Source organism: Nonomuraea rosea, assembly GCF_039539705.1.
Lineage (GTDB): Bacteria > Actinomycetota > Actinomycetes > Streptosporangiales > Streptosporangiaceae > Nonomuraea > Nonomuraea rosea.
This window is the reverse complement of record NZ_BAABDQ010000003.1, coordinates 286,347-302,926: the sequence shown is the minus strand read 5'-3', so window position 1 is coordinate 302,926 and position 16,580 is coordinate 286,347. Positions and strand designations below refer to the sequence as shown.

Here is a 16,580-nt window from a genome sequence, read left to right as displayed (position 1 = left end):
CCTAGGCGGCAGGTGCGCCGCGACCCGAGCATGTCATTATTCGCCGGAAATGTAGAGCTGGATGACCGGCGGACGGGACTTTGTCGGCCGCGCGGTAATGTCGGAGGACACGTACAGAGGGAGCACACGTTATGGCCACCACCCGCACCGCCACCACCCAGTGGAAAGGCGCTCTGCTCGACGGCTCCGGCACGGTTTCGCTCGACACCTCGGGGGTCGGCACGTTCGAGGTCTCCTGGCCTTCCAGGGCCGAGGCGGCCAACGGCAAGACCTCCCCCGAGGAGCTCATCGCTGCCGCCCACTCGTCCTGCTTCTCGATGGCGCTCTCGCACGGGCTGGCCGGCGCCGGCACTCCGCCGGAGTCGCTGCAGACCAGCGCGGACGTGACGTTCCAGCCGGGTGAGGGCATCACCGGCATCGTGCTCACGGTCAAGGGCCAGGTCCCCGGTCTCACGGCCGAGCAGTTCCAGGAGGCCGCCGAGACGGCGAAGGCCAACTGCCCGGTGAGCAAGGCGCTGACGGGCACGACGATCACGCTCAAGGCTGAGCTGCTCTGAGACCGCTGCTCCTCCGACGACGGGCTCGCTCGCTCAGGAGTTCTTCCCCCGCCGCCCGCCGGCGGCCCTACGGAGCACGATCGAACTATTGAGAGACCAAGAGCGCTTTCGCGTGCGACAATTGGGCCACATGCGCGAGGTCTGGCCGGGCGAGCCCTATCCACTCGGCGGCACCTGGGATGGCGTTGGCACCAGCTTTTCGGTGTTCTCCGAGGTCGCCGATCGGATTGAGCTGTGCCTTTTTCAGGAGGACGGCACCGAAGAGCGGGTGGATCTGCCCGAAGTCGATGGGTTCGTCTGGCATGGCTATCTGCCGGGGATCCAGCCGGGGCAGCGTTACGGCTACCGGGTGCACGGGCCGTACGAGCCGTCCCACGGGCACCGGTGCAACCCGGCCAAGCTGCTGCTCGACCCCTACGCCAAGGCCATCGACGGGGACCTGACCTGGAACCAGGCGCTGTTCCCCTACTACTTCACCGATCCCACCAGGCGCAACACCGAGGACAGCGCGCCCTACATGCCGAAGAACGTGGTGGTCAACCCGTTCTTCGAGTGGGGCAACGACCGGCCGCCGCGCATCCCGTACCACGAGACCGTGATCTACGAGGCCCACGTGCGCGGGCTCACCATGCGGCACCCGGACGTGCCGCCCGACCTGCGCGGCACGTACGCGGGGGTGGGGCATCCGGCGATCATCGACCACCTGCTGTCGATCGGCGTGACGGCGGTCGAGCTCATGCCGGTGCACCACTACGTGCCCGAGCACTTCCTGGTGGCGCGCGGCCTGACGAACTACTGGGGCTACAACACCATGGCCTACCTGGCGCCCCACGGCCGCTACTCCAGCTCGGGCACGCGGGGGCAGCAGGTGCTGGAGTTCAAGGCGATGGTGCGGGCCCTGCACGAGGCGGGCATCGAGGTCATTCTCGACGTGGTCTACAACCACACCGCCGAGGGCGACCACATGGGGCCGACGCTGGGCTTCAGGGGCATCGACAACTCCGCCTACTACCGGCTGCACGACGGCGACCGGCGCTACTACCTCGACTACACCGGGTGCGGCAACTCGCTCAACGTGCGCTCGCCGCACGCGCTGCAGCTCATCATGGACTCCTTGCGCTACTGGGTGCTGGAGATGCACGTCGACGGGTTCCGCTTCGACCTGGCCTCGGCGCTGGCCAGGGAGCTGCACGACGTCGACCGGCTGAGCGCGTTCTTCGACCTGATCCAGCAGGATCCGGTGATCTCGCAGGTCAAGCTGATCGCCGAGCCGTGGGACGTAGGCCCAGGCGGCTACCAGGTCGGAAATTTCCCGCCTTTGTGGACTGAGTGGAACGGCAAATACCGGGACATCGTGCGAGATTTCTGGAGAGGCACCCACTCCGCCCTGCCCGAGTTCGCCTCCCGGCTGACCGGCTCCGCCGACCTGTACGAGTCCTCCGGCCGCCGCCCGGTCGCCTCGATCAACTTCGTCACCTGCCACGATGGGTTCACCCTCAGCGACCTGGTCTCCTACGACCACAAGCACAACGAGGCCAACGGCGAGGACAACCGCGACGGGACCAACGACAACCGCTCCTGGAACTGCGGCGCCGAGGGCCCGGTGGAGGACCCCGGGGTCGTCACGCTCCGCCGCCGCCAGCGCCGCAACTTCCTGGCCACCCTCTTCCTGTCGCAGGGCGTGCCCATGCTCAGCCACGGCGACGAGATCGGCCGCACCCAGCGGGGCAACAACAACGCCTACTGCCAGGACAACGAGCTGGCCTGGGTCGACTGGTCGATGGTCAACGCCGAGCCGGAGCTGCTGGAGTTCGTCAGGGCACTGTCGAAGCTGCGCCGCGAGCACCCGGTCTTCCAGCGCCGCCGCTTCTTCCACGGCCGGCACCCCGACGACGGCAAGCGCGACCTGGTCTGGCTCACCCCCGGCGGCGCGGAGATGACGGCGGGCGACTGGCACATCAGCTACGCCAAGTCGCTGATGGTCTATCTCAACGGCGAGGCGATCACCGAGCCGGGGCCGCGCGGCGAGCGGATCGTGGACGACTCGTTCCTGCTGCTGATCAACGCTCACCACGAGAACATGCCGTTCACGCTGCCCGGCGAGGAGTTCGGCAAAGGGTGGCTGCCGGTGCTCGACACCAACCACGACACGGTGGAGGACGCCTTCGTGGACGAGCGGTGGAGCGCGGGCGACCTGGTCGCCGTGACGGCGCGCTCGCTGCAGGTGCTCCGCCAGCCACGAAAGGCCAAATCCAGCTAGGGCGGCTTCGCCGTACTGCGGCTTCAGAAGGCGCGGGCCGCGCGAACGCCTCAGAAGACGCGGGCCGCGCTGGCCGAGAGGAACACCAGCGCGAACGTGGTCACCCCCGCCACCCCGTGCAGCACCACCGCCAGCACCGGGAACCCCTGCGTGCCCCGTTCGTGCCGTCCCGCGCCCAGCCAGCGGGTGAACATGGCGAACCCGAGCAGCGCCGCCACCGCCAGCCCGCCGAACGCCACCCACACCAGCGCCCGGTTCCCCGTCACCAGCCCGGCCACCCAGCACGCGAGCGCCACCACCGCCAGCGCCGGGTGGGAGAAGATCAGCACGACCGGGAAGCGGGTGACCTTGGCCCGTCGCAGGCCGCCTCCCGACAGTCCCCGCCACAGCAGGTAGATCCCGCCGATCGCGGCGATCGTCCACGTCACAGCGGTGACGACACCCACTGGCCCTCCCCGGCGGTCCCCATCCCTGTGGTCACGTTAAGCACGGATCCACCGGCATGTCCCCGGATACGTAAAAGTGCTATCCACCCCAAAACCCGCCGCGAACGAATGTCAGTGGGGTATGCCAAGGTAGAGGAGTGCGGCGCATCTATCCCGACATACAAGACAATCCGGATATCGCTCAGGCGTACGCCTACCCGGACGACCGGCCGTGGCTGCGGCTCAACATGGTCTCCAGCTCCGACGGCGCGGCCTGGCTGAAAGGACGCTCGGGCGGGCTGTCGAGCACCGGCGACAAGCGGATCTTCCAGACCCTGCGCGGGCTGGCCGACGTGATCGTCGCGGGCGCCGCGACCGTGCGCAAGGAGGGCTACGGCCCGGTCAAGCCACGCGACTCGTGGGCGGAGATCCGCGCGGGCCGGCCCGACGTGCCGCCCATCGCGGTCATCACCCGCAGCCTCGGCTTCGATCTCGACGACGAGCTGTTCACCGACGCGCCCAGCAGGACGATCGTGATCACCTGCGAGTCGGCGCCCCACGAGCGGCGCAAGGAGGCGGCCAAGCGGTCCGACCTCATCGTGGCCGGCGAAGAGGGCGTCGACATGCGGCGGGCCGTGGCGGCGTTGCACGACCGGGGGCTGACCAGGATCCTGTGCGAGGGCGGTCCCCGGGTCAACGCCCAGCTCTCGGCCTGCGACGTGGTCGACGAGCTGTGCCTGTCGATCAGCCCGCTGCTGGTCGGGGGCGGCGCGGCGCGCATACTGAACGGCGAGCCGTCCCAGGTCGCACTGGATCTCAGCCAGGTGCTGGAAGAGGAGGGGGTCCTCTTCTGCAGGTACACGAGGGAGCAGAGCCCATGACCGAACCCACCGAACCCACAGGACCCACCGAACCGGCCGTGACGGCTGTCGTCGAGGAGCCGGAGCCGGTTCCGAATCTGCCGGTACGTCCGCCGGTGCCGCCGATGCTGGCCAAGGCGGTCAAGGCGATGCCGAAGCAGAACGGCACGCTGTTCTACGAGCCGAAGTGGGACGGTTTCCGGTGCATCGTCTTCCGTGACGGCGACGAGGTCTATCTGGGCAGCCGCAACGAGCGCCCGTTCACCCGCTACTTCCCCGAGCTGGTCGAGGCGGTCAAGGCTGAGCTGCCCGACAAGTGCGTGGTCGACGGCGAGATCGTGCTGCCCATGGGCTCGCAGCTCGACTTCGACGCGTTGCAGCAGCGCATCCACCCCGCCGCGTCGCGGGTGAAGATGCTGTCGGAGCGGACGCCGGCCCACTTCGTCGCGTTCGATCTGCTGGCGCTCGGCGACGAGTCGCTGCTGGAGGCGCCGTTCTCCGAGCGGCGGGCCCGGCTGGAGGGCATCTTCGGCGAGAAGGCCGGCTCCATCCGGCTGACTCCCGTCACGACCAACGAGGAGCAGGCGGGCGAGTGGTTCGAGATGTTCGAGGGCGCCGGGCTCGACGGCATCATCGTCAAGCCGGGCGACCAGCCGTACATCCCGGACAAGCGCACGATGTTCAAGGTCAAGCACGAGCGCACGGCCGACGTGGTGGTCTGCGGCTACCGCGAGCACAAGTCCGGGCCGATCGTGGGCTCGCTGCTGCTCGGCCTCTACGGTGACGACGGCAAGCTGCACCACGTGGGGGTGGCGGCCTCGTTCCCGATGGCGCGCAGGGCCGAGCTGGTGGAGGAGATCAAGCCGTACCTCGCCGAGCTGAGCGAGCACCCCTGGGGCCACTGGGCCGCGCAGGCGCAGGCCAACGTCGGCCAGCCGGCCGCCGGGCCCGCTACGGGCGGGCAGCGGGTGCCGGGCGCGGTGTCGCGGTGGAACGCCAAGAAGGACCTGTCGTTCATCCCGCTGCGGCCCGAGCTGGTGATCGAGGTGGCCTACGACCAGATGGAGGGCGACCGGTTCCGGCACACCGCGCAGTGGCGGCGGTGGCGGCCCGACCGCACGCCGGAGTCGTGCACGTACGAGCAGCTTGAGCGGCCGGTGAGTTACAACCTCGACGACATCCTTGCCCGGTAGCCAAAAATCCCGTTATATCTCGACATATGAGTACCGGAGATGAGCTCAAGGCGGCCGTGTCGGCGCGACGTGACCTTGGCCCCGAATACGAGGACGCCGTCGTCGAGTCATTCCTCGACAAGATGGGCCAGGAGATCGATCGGCGGGTGGACGAGCGCCTGGCCCATTCGTCCCCGCCACCCAAGCACGTCACGCGGGCTCAGAACACGGCCGACGGGCAGCGGCTCGCCCTGGCGATCGTCTCGATGGCCCTCGGCACCATCGCCACCCTGGCGATCACGCTGGGCACCAGCGGCAGCGGGGCGGCGCTGATCCCGATCTGGATCGGGATCATCATCGTGAACGTGGTGTTCAACGGAAGCCGGGGCAAGAGCGGCTGACACCTGCCCGGCCAAGGACGGCCGGGCAGGCGGGGGCGATGGCGCTCAGGTCAGACATGCAGGCCTGGGCGAGAGCGCTCAGGTCAGCCAGATGAGCCCGGCGAACCGGCCGCCGGGCTGCTCGCGGCGGTGGGAGTAGAGCTCGCCCGACTCGATCGTGCAGCGGGCGTCATGGCGTACGTCGGCCAGCCCCGCCGCGCTGAGCTGTGCCTCGATCCCGGCCCGCAGGTCGAGCGCGGGCGTCTCCCAGGACGTCGTGGACCACGTCTGCGGCACCTTGGCGGCGACCTGCTCGCGCAGCTCTGCGGGCACCTCGTAGCAGCGCCCGCAGGCGCCTGGCCCGATCAGCGCGACCATCCGGCCCGGCTCCGCGCCCTTGCCCGCCATGGCCGTCACCAGGGCGGTGGCGATGCCCGCCGCCGTGCCCGGCCGGCCGGAGTGGGCGGCTCCGATCATGCGGGCCACCGGGTCGGCCACCAGGACGGCCGGGCAGTCGGCGCCCAGTGAGGCCAGCGCCAGCTTGGGCTCGGTGGTGTACACCCCGTCGAGCTGCGGCGGGTCGTCGCCGAACGGCTCGCTCACGTAGGCGACGTCGGCGCTGTGGACCTGGCGCATGAACACGACGGCCCGGACCCCCAGCTCCGCCGCGACCCCGTCGCGGTTGGCGCGCACGGCCGCCGGGTCGTCGCCGACCATGCCGCCGAGGTTGCGCGAGCCGTAGGGCGGGGCGCTGACCCCTCCGTGCCGATCGGTGATGGCGACGTGCACTCCCGGGGCCAGTTGCATGCCTCGATCTTAGAGCCCGGGCCGGGAGGAGGGGGTGCCCCGGCCCGGGAGCCCAGCGGTCCTGCCAGGCGGGCGCGGCTGCGGGAAGGGGCGTCAGCGGCCCTGCCAAGGGACCTTCTCCTTGGCCAGGAAGGCGGGCACGGCGGCGTGGAAGTCGGCGCTGCCGAAAACCGTGGCCACGATGTCGTCGCCGTCCGGCAGGTTCGCCACGCGCAGCCGCCTGACCGCCTCCTTGGCGGCCCACATGGACAGCGGCGCGTGGGAGAGCAGCCGCTCCTCCACCGCCGCCTGGCGCGCGGGCAGGTCCCCGGGCTCGCACAGCTCGGCCACGAAACCGGCCGCGTGGGCCTCCTCGGCGGTGTACATGCGGGCCCTGAGCAGCATGTCCAGCGTGCGGGCCGGCCCGAGGTGGTGGACGAGGAGCGAGTAGGTGTTCATGGACAGGCAGTTGCCGAGCGTCTTGGCGATCGGGGCGCCGAACGTGGCCCCGGGCACGGAGAGCCGCAGGTCGCAGGCGGCCGCGACGACGAGCCCGCCGCCCACGCAGTAGCCCTCGACCACGGCCAGCGTGGGCACCTTGACGCGTTCGAGCCGGTCGATGATGCGCTGGACCTTGGCCTCGTACGCGATGCCGTCCTCGCCGCCGGTGAACGTGGCGAACTGCGAGATGTCGGTGCCCGCCACGAACGCCCGGCCACCCGCCCCCGACAGCACGAGGAGCTTGATCCCCGGATCGTCGTCGGCCCGCTCGCAGGCGTCGTAGAGGCCGTCCCACATGGCCCAGGTCAGCGCGTTGTGCTGGCCGGGCCGGTTGAACACCACCCGCAGCACAGGCCCGTCGGCCGTGACCAGGAGCTCGCTCACACCTTCTCCTCTTCCTTGTTCCGGATCGGCGTCTTCTTCGGGATCAGCTTGACCAGCGAGGGCCCGGCCAGCAGCAGGGCCGCCAGCAGGAGCACCACCAGCGCGATCGGCCGGGTGAAGATGATCGTCAGGTCGCCGTCGCCCATCGCCGACGTCTGCGCCAGCGCCTTCTCGAACAACGCCCCGACGACGAGCCCGAGCACGAGCGGCGCCATCGGCAGATCGAACTTCTTCATGAAATATCCGACCAGGCCGAAGACGAACACCACCCAGACGCTGAACATGTTGTTGTCGATCGAGTAGGCCCCCACGAAACTGGTGACCAGGATCAGCGGATACATGTAGCCGTACGGGATCCGCAGGAGCTGCGCGAACAACGGCGCGAGCGGCAGGTTCAGCACCAGCAGCAGCACGTTGCCGATGAAGAACGAGGCCAGCAGCCCCCACACCAGCTCCGGCTGCTCCTCGAAGAGCAGCGGCCCGGGCTGGATCCCGTACATCATGAACGCCCCGAGCAGCACCGCCGTCGTCGCGCCGCCGGGGATGCCGAGGGCGAGGGTGGGGACGAAGTTCGCGTTCGCGGCCGCGTTGTTGGCGCTCTCGGGCGAGGCGACGCCCTCGATCGCGCCGTGCCCGAACTCGTGCTTGTTGCGCGAGACGCGCTTCTCCACGCCGTACGCGAGGAAGGAGGCCAGCGTGGACCCGGCGCCGGGCAGGCAGCCGAGCACGTAGCCGATCAGGCTCCCCCGGGCGATCGCCCCCTTGGAGCGGGACAGCTCCTCCCTGGTGATCATCAGGTCCTTGAAGCGCGCTCTGATGGGCTCGGCCGCGCCCTGCCGGATCTGGAAGAGCACCTCCCCCACCGCGAAGAGCCCGATCATCACCTGGACGAACGGCAGCCCGGACAGCAGGTCCACGTCGCCGAACGTGTAGCGCGGCAGCCCGGTGGCCGCGTCCACGCCGACGGTGGCGAGCAGGATGCCCAGCATCGCCATGGCCAGGCCGCGCAGCCGCGCCCCTGAGGAGAAGCTGACGATGGTGGTGAGCCCGAGCACCATGACGGCGAGGTTCTCCGGCGGGCCGAAGTCGAGCGCCAGCTTGGCGAACGGCGGCGCCATCGCGACCAGCAGCACCAGCGAGACGATGGCGGCCACGAAGGAGCCGATGGCCGCGATCGACAGCGCCGCGCCCGCCCGGCCCTTGCGGGCCATCTGGTAGCCGTCGATCGCGGTGACCACGCTGGCCGCCTCGCCCGGGGTGGAGATCAGCACGGAGGTGATGGTGCCGCCGTACTGGGCGCCGTAGTAGATGCCGGCGAGCATGATGAGCGCGGTCAGCGGCTCGAAGGAGAGCGTCAGCGGCAGCAGCACGGCCACGCCGGTCGTCGAGCCGAGGCCGGGCAGCAGCCCGATGACGGTTCCGGCGAGCACGCCGACGAAGCACCAGAGCAGGTTCGCCGGGGTCAGCGCCGCCCCGAACCCCATCAGCAGGTTGTCCAGCATCAGCCGTCACCTCCGACGCCGAGCAGCCCGCCGGGCAGCGGCACGGCCAGGAACAGGACGAACACCGCGTAGATCACCAGCGTGGCGGCGACCGCGACGCCCGCGGCCGGGAGCAGGCGCTGCTTCTCCACGAAGGCGGACACGGCGAACACCAGCAGCCCGAACGCCACCAGGAACCCGGTCAGCGGGACCAGCAGCAGCGCGGCCAGCAGCAGGGCGAACACGGTCCACAGCGTCCTGATGCGCCGGGGGTCGGCGCCCTCCTCCTGCGGCGCGCCGCCGCGTACGGACTGGAGGAGGCAGGCGGCCGAGAGCAGCGCCAGTGCGACGCCGCTGACCAGGGGCAGGAACCCGGGTCCGACCTGGCCGCCCTCCTTGGTGATGCCGTACCCGAAGGAGACGGCGGCCATGGCGGTGGACAGGCAGACCAGCAGGGCCCAGACGGCGGACTCGCCGCGGAGCAGCTGCCTCATGACGACTTCTTCAGCACCGGCGCGAGAGCCGTGTCGAGCTGTTCGAGATAGCTGCCGAACGCGTCGCCGTACAGCTCGGCCTGCTGCAGGTAGTTGTCCTTGAGCCACTTCTGGAACTCGGGGGTCTTGGTGACGCCCTTGGCCGCCTGCTCCCAGTACGCCTTCTCTCGCTCGTCCAGCCCGCCGGGGGCCAGGAACCCCCTGAACTGGACGTACGACACGTCGATCCCCTGCTCCTTCGCCGTGGCCAGGGCGGCGAACTCGGGGTAGGTGTAGCGCTTGTCCGTGGTGACGCACAGGCCCCTGAGGTCGCCGGACTTGAGCTGGCCGATGACCTCGCCCGGGTTCAGCAGCGCGACCTGGATCTGGCCGCCGAGCACCGCGGGCACCAGCTCGCCGCCCGACTCGAACGGCACCCGCTGGAACTTCACCCCGGTCTTCTGCTCGATCATCGTGAAGATCACGTTGTCCACGCCGAACGCCCCGGACATGCCCACGCTGACCCGGCCGCCCTTGGCCGCGTTCACGACGTCGGTGCAGGTCTTGTACGGCGAGTCCTTCTTGACCACGAGGATGCCGCCGTCCTCGGCCAGCTTGGCGACGGGCGTGAAGTCCTTGCGGGTGAACGACACCTGGCCGCTGAGCGGCAGGGACAGGATCGCGTTCTCGGTGGCGAGCAGGTAGTTGCCGTTGCCCTTCTTACCGAGCATGGCCGAGTAGCCGACCGCGCCCGAGCCGCCGTCGCGATTCTCCACGGTGACCTTCAGGTCCGGCTGGGCCTTCTCCAGCGCGGTCGCGATCGCCCGGCCGGCCAGGTCGCTGCCGCCGCCGGCGGCGAACGGCACGATCATGCGCACGTCTCCGCGCGGCTTCCACGCGCCGCCGCCGCCCGCGTCCGCGTTCGCGCCGCAGGCGGCCACCAGGAGCACCGCGACCAGCGCCGCCGCCCTCATGACTCCAGCTCCCGCAGCTTGGCGGTGAACTTGTCCAGGTCGATGATGAAGCGTTCGTGAGTGCCGTGGCCGATGGTCCCGTTGCCGTCCTCGGCTACCACGGTGAACGCGACGCGCCGCCGGTCCACCTCGGTCACCGTGGCGGTCGCGGTCACCGTGGCGCCCTTGAGGGTGGGGGCCACGTGCGCGATCTCCACCTTGCTGCCGACGCTGCCCTCGCCGTCGTTCAGGTACGGGGCCAGCGCCTCGATCGCGGCGTCCTCGATCAGGTGGACCAGGTTGGGGGTGGAGAAGATGTCGTGGTCGCCGCGGCGGGTGCAGTGCCGCTCCGCCACGATCCAGGTGCGGCTGCCGCTCACACCCGGGCTCAGCCGGTCGCTCATGAACTCTCCAAGGGGGTGGGGGATTGGGCCGCCGCGCCTTCGGCGAGCAGCCGGTCGATCTCCTGCTCGGTCAGCCCGCACTCGCGCAGCACCGCGACGGTGTCCGCGCCGAGCAGCGGTCCCGCGGGCCCGCGCCTGGTGGGCGTGGCCGAGAACCGCATGGCGGAGCCGAGCTGGCGGACGGCGCCCATCTCGGGATGCTCGGCATCCCAGAAGAAGCGCCGCTCGTTCAGGTGCTCGTCCTCGAACACCTGTGAGTAGTCGGAGATGGGGGCGCACGGCACGCCGTGCTGGTCGAGCGCGGCCACGACCTCCGCCGTGGTGCGCCGGGCGGTGGCGCGTTCGATGGCGGGGATCAGCTCGTGGCGCAGGCCGTGCCGGTCGTGGGCGTCGGCGTACCGCTCGTCGTCGAGCAGCTCGGTCAGCCCGAGCGCGGAGCAGAAGCCCTGCCAGGTCTTGGGGGTGACGGCGCCGACCGTGCACCAGCCGTCGGCGGTGCGGACGGCCTGGTACGGGGCCGTGCTCTGGTGCGCGGAACCGAGCGGCCCGCCGACCTCGCCGGTGGCGAAATACTTGCCCGCCTCCCAGATGGCGAAGGACACGGCCGACTCCAGCAGCGACACGTCCACGTGCTGGCCCTGTCCGGTCAGCTCGCGGGCGTGCAGCGCGGAGACCGCGCCGAGCGCGCCGTAGAGGCCGCAGACCAGGTCCGCGATCGGCACGCCGACCTTGACCGGATCGCCGTCCGGCATGCCGGTGACGCTCATCAGCCCGCCTCTGGCCTGGGCCATGATGTCCAGGCCAGGCAGGTTCGCGAGGGGGCCGTCCTGGCCCCAGCCGGAGGCGGAGACGTACACGAGGCGGGGGTTGAGCGCCTTGAGGTCGTCGAAGCCGAGGCCGAGCTTGCGCATGGCGCCGGGGCGCAGGTTCTCCACCAGCACGTCGGCCTCGGCGACGAGGCGGCGGAAGGCGGCCGCGCCCGGCTCGGACTTCAGGTCCAGGGCGACCGAGCGTTTGTTCCTGTTGAGCCGGGCGAACGGCGAGCTGTGCCCGGCCGCGAACGGGCCGATGGCGCGCACCTGGTCGCCACCGGCCGGATTCTCGACCTTGATGACGGTGGCGCCGAGGTCGGCCAGCTGCATGGTGGCGAAGGGGGCGGCCATGAAGGCGCCGACCTCGACGACTCGAATTCCGGACAACGGAGTCATATGTTACGAAAACCTCACTTCGGCCGGGGTTGGTCTATTGTCTACAGAAGACAAGTCGGCTAGACAAGAGTTCTGCCGGAAGTTCTTCGGCACTATGGCGACAGACATTGATCGCCGACGACAAGAGAGACCACGATGCGCATCGAGGCACCCCCCAGCATGGTTCAGCTCGCCACCGAGGCACTGATGCGCATGCTCCTCAGCGGCAAGCTCCAGCCGGGCGACCGGGTGGTGGAGAACCAGCTCACCCAGGAGCTGGGCGTCAGCAGGCCGCCGCTGCGCGAGGCCATGCGCGTGCTGGAGCAGCAGGGGCTGATCACTCAGCTGCCGCGCCGGGGCGCGTTCGTCACGCAGCTCACGCTGCACGACATCTACGAGATCGTCACGCTCAGGCGCGAGCTGGAGCGGCTGGCCGTGGACCTGGGCGTGCCGGTACGCGAACCGGCCCGGCTGAGCCGCTGCCACGCCGCGCTCGACCGGCACGGGGCCTGCGCGCGGGCCGGGGACTGGATCGGCGTGCTGGAGGAGGCCGTCGAGTTCCACAGCTCGGTCATCGGGCTGTCCGGCCACCGGCGGCTGGAGGAGGCCTACCGGTCGATCCAGCTCCAGATGCTGCTCTGCATGGGCATGAACCGTCAGGTCAGAGCCTCCGGCGAGTCGCTGGTCGACGACTGGGAGCGGCACCGGCGGCTGCTCGGCGTGATCGAGGCCGGCTCTCCCGAAGCCGTGCACCGGGAGCTGGCCGGGCATGGGGACATGGCGTTCCTCGACGGCATCGAGGACCGGGTCGGCGGCCACTCCCCCGAGTCGCTGGCCTGGCTGAAGCGGGTCAGAGAAGGAGATTCATGATCGAGACCCTCCAGGAGGCCGTGGGCTGGACCGGGCCCCCGCGCGAGGACGTCGTCGAGCGGCGTCACCTGGACTTCTACCGGCACGCCGTCGGGGACACCGGCTCCGGGGTGCCGCCCACGTTCACCGCGTGCTTCCTGGACGAGCCGCCGTCGCTGCCGGCCGCGTCGTCGTACGGGTCCGGGTGGCTGAACGGCGGCGACAGGTTCGAGTACCACGCGCCGCTGCGGGCCGGGGACGTGATCGTCTCGCAGCCGCGGTTCACCGGCGTGGTGGAGAAGAACGGGTCGGCGGGGCCGATGGCGATACTGACGTTCGAGACGGAGTTCAGGCGGCCGGACGGCGAGCTGGTCGTCCGCCACATCGGCACCAGGATCCGGAAATGACCGACATTCCCCCTTTGACGGAGACCACCACGCTGCGGCGCCTCGTCGAGTACGCCGGCGCTTCGGGCGACTTCTACGACATGCACTACGACCTCGACTTCGCGCACGCCCTGGGTCATCCGGAGCTGGCGGTGCACGGGCTGCTGAAGGCCGCCTATCTGGGGCGGCTGGTCACGAGCTGGCTGGACGGGCGGGGCCGGCTGGCGACGCTCGAGGTCAGCTACCGTGGCATGGACTTCCGGGATCGGGCCCACACGTGCCGGGGCCGGGTGATATCCACCTCGGATGACAGGGCAGTGCTCGAACTGTGGGGCGAGGACGACACGGGCCGGCGCACCACGCTCGGACGCGCTGAAGTGATCTACGACGAGGAGGCCCCCCGATGACCAGCCTTGCCGACCTGCACACCCTCATGGCCGCGCTCGGCCACCCGGTGCTCCAGGCCGCCCCCACCACGGGGTCGCGCTTCTCCGACGGGACGCCGTACCGGTTCGAGATCCCCAGCGTCGAGGGGCCCGCCGTGCTGGAGGCGGTGGTCGCGGAGGCCGACGAACTGGGCGTGCCGATCTCCAGGGTCTCGCAGGGCAGCGGCGTGATGATGCTGTCCGACGCCGAGATCACCCGGATGGCGCGGATCGGGGCCGAGCGCGGCATCGAGGTCAACCTGTTCCTCGGGCCGCGGGCCGCCTGGGACATCGGCGGCCAGGCCAAGCTGACCCAGGCCGTCGCGGCGGCCGCGCGGGGCAACGCGATGGTGGCGGCCTGCGTGGCCGACGCCCTGCGGGCCTGCTCGCTGGGGATCCGCAGCCTGCTCGTGGGCGACCTCGGCGCGCTGGACGTGCTGCGGGGGCTGAAGGCGGACGGCACGCTGCCGGGCGATCTGGTGCTCAAGACGTCGGTGCTGATGCCGCTCACGAACGGGCCCACGGCCGCGATCTACGAGCGGCTGGGGGCGACCACGGTGAACGTCGGGACCGACCTGACGGTTCCGCACCTGGCCGAGATCCGGGCCGCCACCGCCTTGCCGATCGACCTCTATCTGGAGGTGCCCGATGATCAGGGCGGGTTCGTCCGGTTCTACGAGGTGGTGGAGATCGTACGGGCCGCGGCTCCGGTCTATCTGAAGATGGGGCTGCGGAACGCGCCCAACATCTACCCGTCGGGCGGGCACCTCGGAGGGGTGCCCAGGGAGCTGGGACGGGAGCGGGTGCGGCGGGCGGCGCTGGTGCGGGAGCTGATCGAGCGGCTCGACCCCGAGCTGACCAAGGCGGTCGCGGGTGAGCGTCCGCGGGACCTGGGGGTTCCGCAGATCTGACGGGATCGTCCGCATTTCGCAGATCTGACGGGATCGTCCGCGGGACCTGGGGATTTCGCGGATCTGACCGGATTGGCTGCGGCCCTCACCCGCGCTTGGGTGAGGAGCCGGGGCCGCCGGCGGCCGAGCCGTGCAGGACGACGTCCGCCGGCCGGCCCAGCTCCAGGTACATGTGCACGGAGTCGAAGCGCTGCCGGCCCACCTCGATCGCGTTCGGCAGGCGGCCCCACTCGCGGAAGCCGAGCGACTCGTACAGCTCGATCGCCCCGAAGTTGTTGCCCCGCACGCCGAGCGTCATCGTCTCGATTCCGGCCTCGCGGGCATCGCCGACCAGCGCGGACACGACGAGGCGGCCCAGGCCGAGGCCCCTGGCCTCCGGGTGGGCCATGATCTTGCCGAGCTCGGCCGTGTGGGCGAACACGATGGCGGGGTCGCGCCGCCACAGGCCCATGCCCTGCACGGTGCCGTCCACGACCGCGAGAGCCAGGCGCGCGTCCCCGTCGCGTACCGACTTCAGCAGGCTCTCCAGCCAGGGGTCGGTCGCCTCGCGGCCGGGCGGCGCGCTGTATCCGACCGCCCCGCCCAGCTCCACGACGGCCCGCATGACACGGTTGACGGCGGACAGCAGGGCTTCGTCGGGCGTATCCGGCCAGGTCAGCTCAGTACTCACGATTCGCCATAATGCCCCATGCGACCGACATGTCGTGACACTGGCTCGGCCGATCAAGCAAGCATATGCTTGGGTACGTGCCTGACTATCGCAATCTCATCGGCGGCGAGCTCGTCGCCGGCACGCGGATGATGGACTCGGTCAATCCGGCCACGGGCGAGGCGTGGGCCCGCATCCCGGCCGGCGGCCCCGACGAGGCGGAGGCGGCCGTACAGGCGGCCCGCTCGGCCTTCCCCGCCTGGTCGGCGCTGCCCGCGCTGGCCCGCGCGCACTACCTGCGCAAGGTGTCGGAGATCTTCGGGCGCCATGCCGACGAGCTGGCCAGGCTGGAGACGCGCGACAACGGCAGAATCCTGCGCGACACCCTCAAACGGGACCTGCCGGGCATGGCCTATCTGTGGCAGCTCGCCGCGGGGCAGTGCCTGGAGGCGGTCAAGGGTGACACCGTCATCCTGGGCCCCGACGCGCTCGGGCTGACGCGGCGGGAGCCGTACGGGGTCGCCGTCTGCATCATTCCGTGGAACTCGCCGATCTCGACGTTCTCCGCGAAGGCCGCGTACGCGCTCGCGGCCGGCAACACGGTCATCGTCAAGCCCGCCGAGCAGGCCAGCGCGTCGGTGCTGCGGCTGGGCGAGCTGCTGGCGGAGGTGTTCCCGCCCGGGGTGCTGAACATCGTCAGCGGCCTGGGCGAGGAGGTGGGCGACGCCCTCGTACGGCACCGCGGCGTCAGCAAGATCAGCCTCACCGGCTCAACCGCCACCGGCCAGGCCATCACCCGGGCGTCGGCGGACTCGCTGAAGCCGATGACGTTCGAGCTGGGCGGCAAGTCCCCCAATATCGTCTTCCCTGACGCAGACCTGGACGCGGCCGCCCAGGGCGTCACCGTGAACTCGATCTACACGGGCAACGCCGGCCAGGTGTGCGTCGCCGGCTCGCGCATCCTCATCCACCGCTCGATCTGGGACGACCTGCTCGGCCGGATCAAGGACATCTGCGCGGGCCTGGTCCTGGACGACCCGCTGGACCTGCGCACGACGATGGGCCCGATCGTGTCGGCCGGGCAGTACGAGCGCGTGACGTCGTACCTGGAGCTGGCCGAGAAGGAGGGCGCCGAGCTCGTCTTCGGCGCCCGGACGGGCGCGGACGTGGTGCCCGGACTGCCGGGCGGCTACTGGGTGGCGCCCACTTTGTACACGGCCGCGGACAACTCGCTGCGCGTCTGCCAGGAGGAGATCTTCGGGCCGGTGGCGGTGGCCCTGCCGTTCTCGACGGACGAGGAGGCGCTGGAGATCGCGAACGACTCCCCGTACGGGCTGGCGGCCGGCCTGTGGACCCGTGACCTGGGACGGGCCCATCGGTTCATCCGCGATCTGCAGAGCGGCACGGTCTGGGTGAACACCTTCCGGCAGATGCCGCCGGGGCTGCCGTTCGGGGGCGTCAAGGACAGCGGGTACGGCCACGATTCGGTCCTTGAGTACACCCGGGAAAAGGCGGCCATAATCCAGATCTAGTGGAT

Annotated in this window: 19 protein-coding genes; 10 read left to right on the top strand and 9 right to left on the bottom strand. The window is 70.4% G+C overall.

The genetic code is table 11. The features are described from left to right. Positions 1-131: 131 nt before the first annotated feature. Both ABEA43_RS08860 and glgX read left to right on the top strand, forming a co-directional pair. A complete protein-coding gene (locus ABEA43_RS08860) occupies positions 132-557 on the top strand; it encodes an OsmC family protein (RefSeq protein ID WP_345560132.1) in 426 nt (141 codons plus the stop codon). Positions 558-687: 130 nt separating this feature from the next. After that, positions 688-2,817 carry a glycogen debranching protein GlgX gene (gene glgX, locus ABEA43_RS08855; RefSeq protein WP_345560131.1) on the top strand — a complete coding sequence of 710 codons (2,130 nt, stop codon included), beginning with the start codon at positions 688-690 and terminating at the stop codon, positions 2,815-2,817. 50 nt (positions 2,818-2,867) lie between these two features. On the opposite strand, the gene ABEA43_RS08850 is transcribed toward glgX, so the two are convergent. Beyond that, positions 2,868-3,263, bottom strand: a complete 396-nt coding sequence (locus tag ABEA43_RS08850; protein ID WP_345560130.1) for a hypothetical protein — start codon at positions 3,261-3,263, stop codon at positions 2,868-2,870. A 137-nt stretch (positions 3,264-3,400) separates the two neighbouring features. Between ABEA43_RS08850 and ABEA43_RS08845 the strand changes: the two genes are divergently transcribed. From ABEA43_RS08845 to ABEA43_RS08835, 3 genes are read left to right on the top strand one after another with little or no spacing between them, the layout of a single operon-like run. Next, positions 3,401-4,123, top strand: a complete 723-nt coding sequence (locus tag ABEA43_RS08845) for a pyrimidine reductase family protein (protein WP_345560129.1) — start codon at positions 3,401-3,403, stop codon at positions 4,121-4,123. After that, complete coding sequence (locus ABEA43_RS08840) at positions 4,120-5,295, top strand: ATP-dependent DNA ligase (RefSeq protein WP_345560128.1); 1,176 nt, start codon at positions 4,120-4,122, stop codon at positions 5,293-5,295. Before ABEA43_RS08845 ends, ABEA43_RS08840 begins: the two co-directional genes overlap by 4 nt. A 26-nt stretch (positions 5,296-5,321) precedes the next feature. Continuing rightward, positions 5,322-5,675, top strand: coding sequence for a hypothetical protein (locus ABEA43_RS08835; protein WP_345560127.1), 354 nt, complete (start codon positions 5,322-5,324; stop codon positions 5,673-5,675). A 78-nt stretch (positions 5,676-5,753) separates the two neighbouring features. Here ABEA43_RS08835 and pgeF read toward each other — a convergent pair whose 3' ends face one another. From pgeF to ABEA43_RS08800, 7 genes are all read right to left on the bottom strand, one after another. Continuing rightward, positions 5,754-6,461: a peptidoglycan editing factor PgeF gene (gene pgeF / locus ABEA43_RS08830; RefSeq protein ID WP_345560126.1), complete on the bottom strand. Its 708-nt coding sequence runs from the start codon at positions 6,459-6,461 to the stop codon at positions 5,754-5,756. A gap of 93 nt (positions 6,462-6,554) precedes the next feature. After that, the gene (locus ABEA43_RS08825) at positions 6,555-7,325 is read right to left on the bottom strand and encodes an enoyl-CoA hydratase/isomerase family protein (RefSeq protein ID WP_345560125.1); all 771 of its coding nucleotides are present in this window, start codon (positions 7,323-7,325) and stop codon (positions 6,555-6,557) included. After that, positions 7,322-8,827 carry a tripartite tricarboxylate transporter permease gene (locus tag ABEA43_RS08820; protein ID WP_345560124.1) on the bottom strand — a complete coding sequence of 502 codons (1,506 nt, stop codon included), beginning with the start codon at positions 8,825-8,827 and terminating at the stop codon, positions 7,322-7,324. The genes ABEA43_RS08825 and ABEA43_RS08820 overlap by 4 nt, the downstream gene beginning before the upstream one ends. Continuing rightward, positions 8,827-9,300 (bottom strand): tripartite tricarboxylate transporter TctB family protein, encoded by a 474-nt coding sequence (locus ABEA43_RS08815; protein WP_345560123.1) that lies wholly within the window; start codon positions 9,298-9,300, stop codon positions 8,827-8,829. Before ABEA43_RS08815 ends, ABEA43_RS08820 begins: the two co-directional genes overlap by 1 nt. Next, the gene (locus ABEA43_RS08810; RefSeq protein WP_345560122.1) at positions 9,297-10,253 is read right to left on the bottom strand and encodes a tripartite tricarboxylate transporter substrate binding protein; all 957 of its coding nucleotides are present in this window, start codon (positions 10,251-10,253) and stop codon (positions 9,297-9,299) included. Before ABEA43_RS08810 ends, ABEA43_RS08815 begins: the two co-directional genes overlap by 4 nt. Beyond that, positions 10,250-10,636 carry a thioesterase family protein gene (locus tag ABEA43_RS08805; protein ID WP_345560121.1) on the bottom strand — a complete coding sequence of 129 codons (387 nt, stop codon included), beginning with the start codon at positions 10,634-10,636 and terminating at the stop codon, positions 10,250-10,252. The genes ABEA43_RS08810 and ABEA43_RS08805 overlap by 4 nt, the downstream gene beginning before the upstream one ends. Continuing rightward, positions 10,633-11,844, bottom strand: coding sequence for a CaiB/BaiF CoA transferase family protein (locus ABEA43_RS08800; RefSeq protein ID WP_345560120.1), 1,212 nt, complete (start codon positions 11,842-11,844; stop codon positions 10,633-10,635). The genes ABEA43_RS08805 and ABEA43_RS08800 overlap by 4 nt, the downstream gene beginning before the upstream one ends. A 135-nt stretch (positions 11,845-11,979) precedes the next feature. Between ABEA43_RS08800 and ABEA43_RS08795 the strand changes: the two genes are divergently transcribed. Genes ABEA43_RS08795 through ABEA43_RS08780 form a run of 4 tightly spaced genes read left to right on the top strand, consistent with a single transcriptional unit; the run spans position 11,980 to position 14,394 of the window. Further along, positions 11,980-12,693: a GntR family transcriptional regulator gene (locus ABEA43_RS08795; protein WP_345560119.1), complete on the top strand. Its 714-nt coding sequence runs from the start codon at positions 11,980-11,982 to the stop codon at positions 12,691-12,693. Beyond that, positions 12,690-13,079, top strand: a complete 390-nt coding sequence (locus ABEA43_RS08790) for an FAS1-like dehydratase domain-containing protein (RefSeq protein WP_345560118.1) — start codon at positions 12,690-12,692, stop codon at positions 13,077-13,079. Before ABEA43_RS08795 ends, ABEA43_RS08790 begins: the two co-directional genes overlap by 4 nt. Continuing rightward, positions 13,076-13,465: a MaoC/PaaZ C-terminal domain-containing protein gene (locus ABEA43_RS08785; RefSeq protein ID WP_345560117.1), complete on the top strand. Its 390-nt coding sequence runs from the start codon at positions 13,076-13,078 to the stop codon at positions 13,463-13,465. The genes ABEA43_RS08790 and ABEA43_RS08785 overlap by 4 nt, the downstream gene beginning before the upstream one ends. Next, a complete protein-coding gene (locus ABEA43_RS08780) occupies positions 13,462-14,394 on the top strand; it encodes a hypothetical protein (RefSeq protein WP_345560116.1) in 933 nt (310 codons plus the stop codon). The genes ABEA43_RS08785 and ABEA43_RS08780 overlap by 4 nt, the downstream gene beginning before the upstream one ends. A gap of 85 nt (positions 14,395-14,479) precedes the next feature. Here ABEA43_RS08780 and ABEA43_RS08775 read toward each other — a convergent pair whose 3' ends face one another. Beyond that, entirely contained in the window at positions 14,480-15,064 is a 585-nt protein-coding gene (locus ABEA43_RS08775) for a GNAT family N-acetyltransferase (protein ID WP_345560115.1), read from the bottom strand. A 77-nt stretch (positions 15,065-15,141) separates the two neighbouring features. Between ABEA43_RS08775 and ABEA43_RS08770 the strand changes: the two genes are divergently transcribed. Further along, positions 15,142-16,575 carry an aldehyde dehydrogenase family protein gene (locus ABEA43_RS08770; protein WP_345560114.1) on the top strand — a complete coding sequence of 478 codons (1,434 nt, stop codon included), beginning with the start codon at positions 15,142-15,144 and terminating at the stop codon, positions 16,573-16,575. Positions 16,576-16,580 lie beyond the last annotated feature (5 nt).

Coding starts and splice junctions, on each gene's coding strand:
- ABEA43_RS08860 (WP_345560132.1), top strand. CDS start 132: ATGGCCACCACCCGCACCGCCACCACCCAGTGGAAAGGCGCTCTGCTC.
- glgX (WP_345560131.1), top strand. CDS start 688: ATGCGCGAGGTCTGGCCGGGCGAGCCCTATCCACTCGGCGGCACCTGG.
- ABEA43_RS08840 (WP_345560128.1), top strand. CDS start 4,120: ATGACCGAACCCACCGAACCCACAGGACCCACCGAACCGGCCGTGACG.
- ABEA43_RS08835 (WP_345560127.1), top strand. CDS start 5,322: ATGAGTACCGGAGATGAGCTCAAGGCGGCCGTGTCGGCGCGACGTGAC.
- pgeF (WP_345560126.1), bottom strand. CDS start 6,461: ATGCAACTGGCCCCGGGAGTGCACGTCGCCATCACCGATCGGCACGGA.
- ABEA43_RS08820 (WP_345560124.1), bottom strand. CDS start 8,827: ATGCTGGACAACCTGCTGATGGGGTTCGGGGCGGCGCTGACCCCGGCG.
- ABEA43_RS08815 (WP_345560123.1), bottom strand. CDS start 9,300: ATGAGGCAGCTGCTCCGCGGCGAGTCCGCCGTCTGGGCCCTGCTGGTC.
- ABEA43_RS08810 (WP_345560122.1), bottom strand. CDS start 10,253: ATGAGGGCGGCGGCGCTGGTCGCGGTGCTCCTGGTGGCCGCCTGCGGC.
- ABEA43_RS08805 (WP_345560121.1), bottom strand. CDS start 10,636: ATGAGCGACCGGCTGAGCCCGGGTGTGAGCGGCAGCCGCACCTGGATC.
- ABEA43_RS08800 (WP_345560120.1), bottom strand. CDS start 11,844: ATGACTCCGTTGTCCGGAATTCGAGTCGTCGAGGTCGGCGCCTTCATG.
- ABEA43_RS08795 (WP_345560119.1), top strand. CDS start 11,980: ATGCGCATCGAGGCACCCCCCAGCATGGTTCAGCTCGCCACCGAGGCA.
- ABEA43_RS08790 (WP_345560118.1), top strand. CDS start 12,690: ATGATCGAGACCCTCCAGGAGGCCGTGGGCTGGACCGGGCCCCCGCGC.
- ABEA43_RS08785 (WP_345560117.1), top strand. CDS start 13,076: ATGACCGACATTCCCCCTTTGACGGAGACCACCACGCTGCGGCGCCTC.
- ABEA43_RS08780 (WP_345560116.1), top strand. CDS start 13,462: ATGACCAGCCTTGCCGACCTGCACACCCTCATGGCCGCGCTCGGCCAC.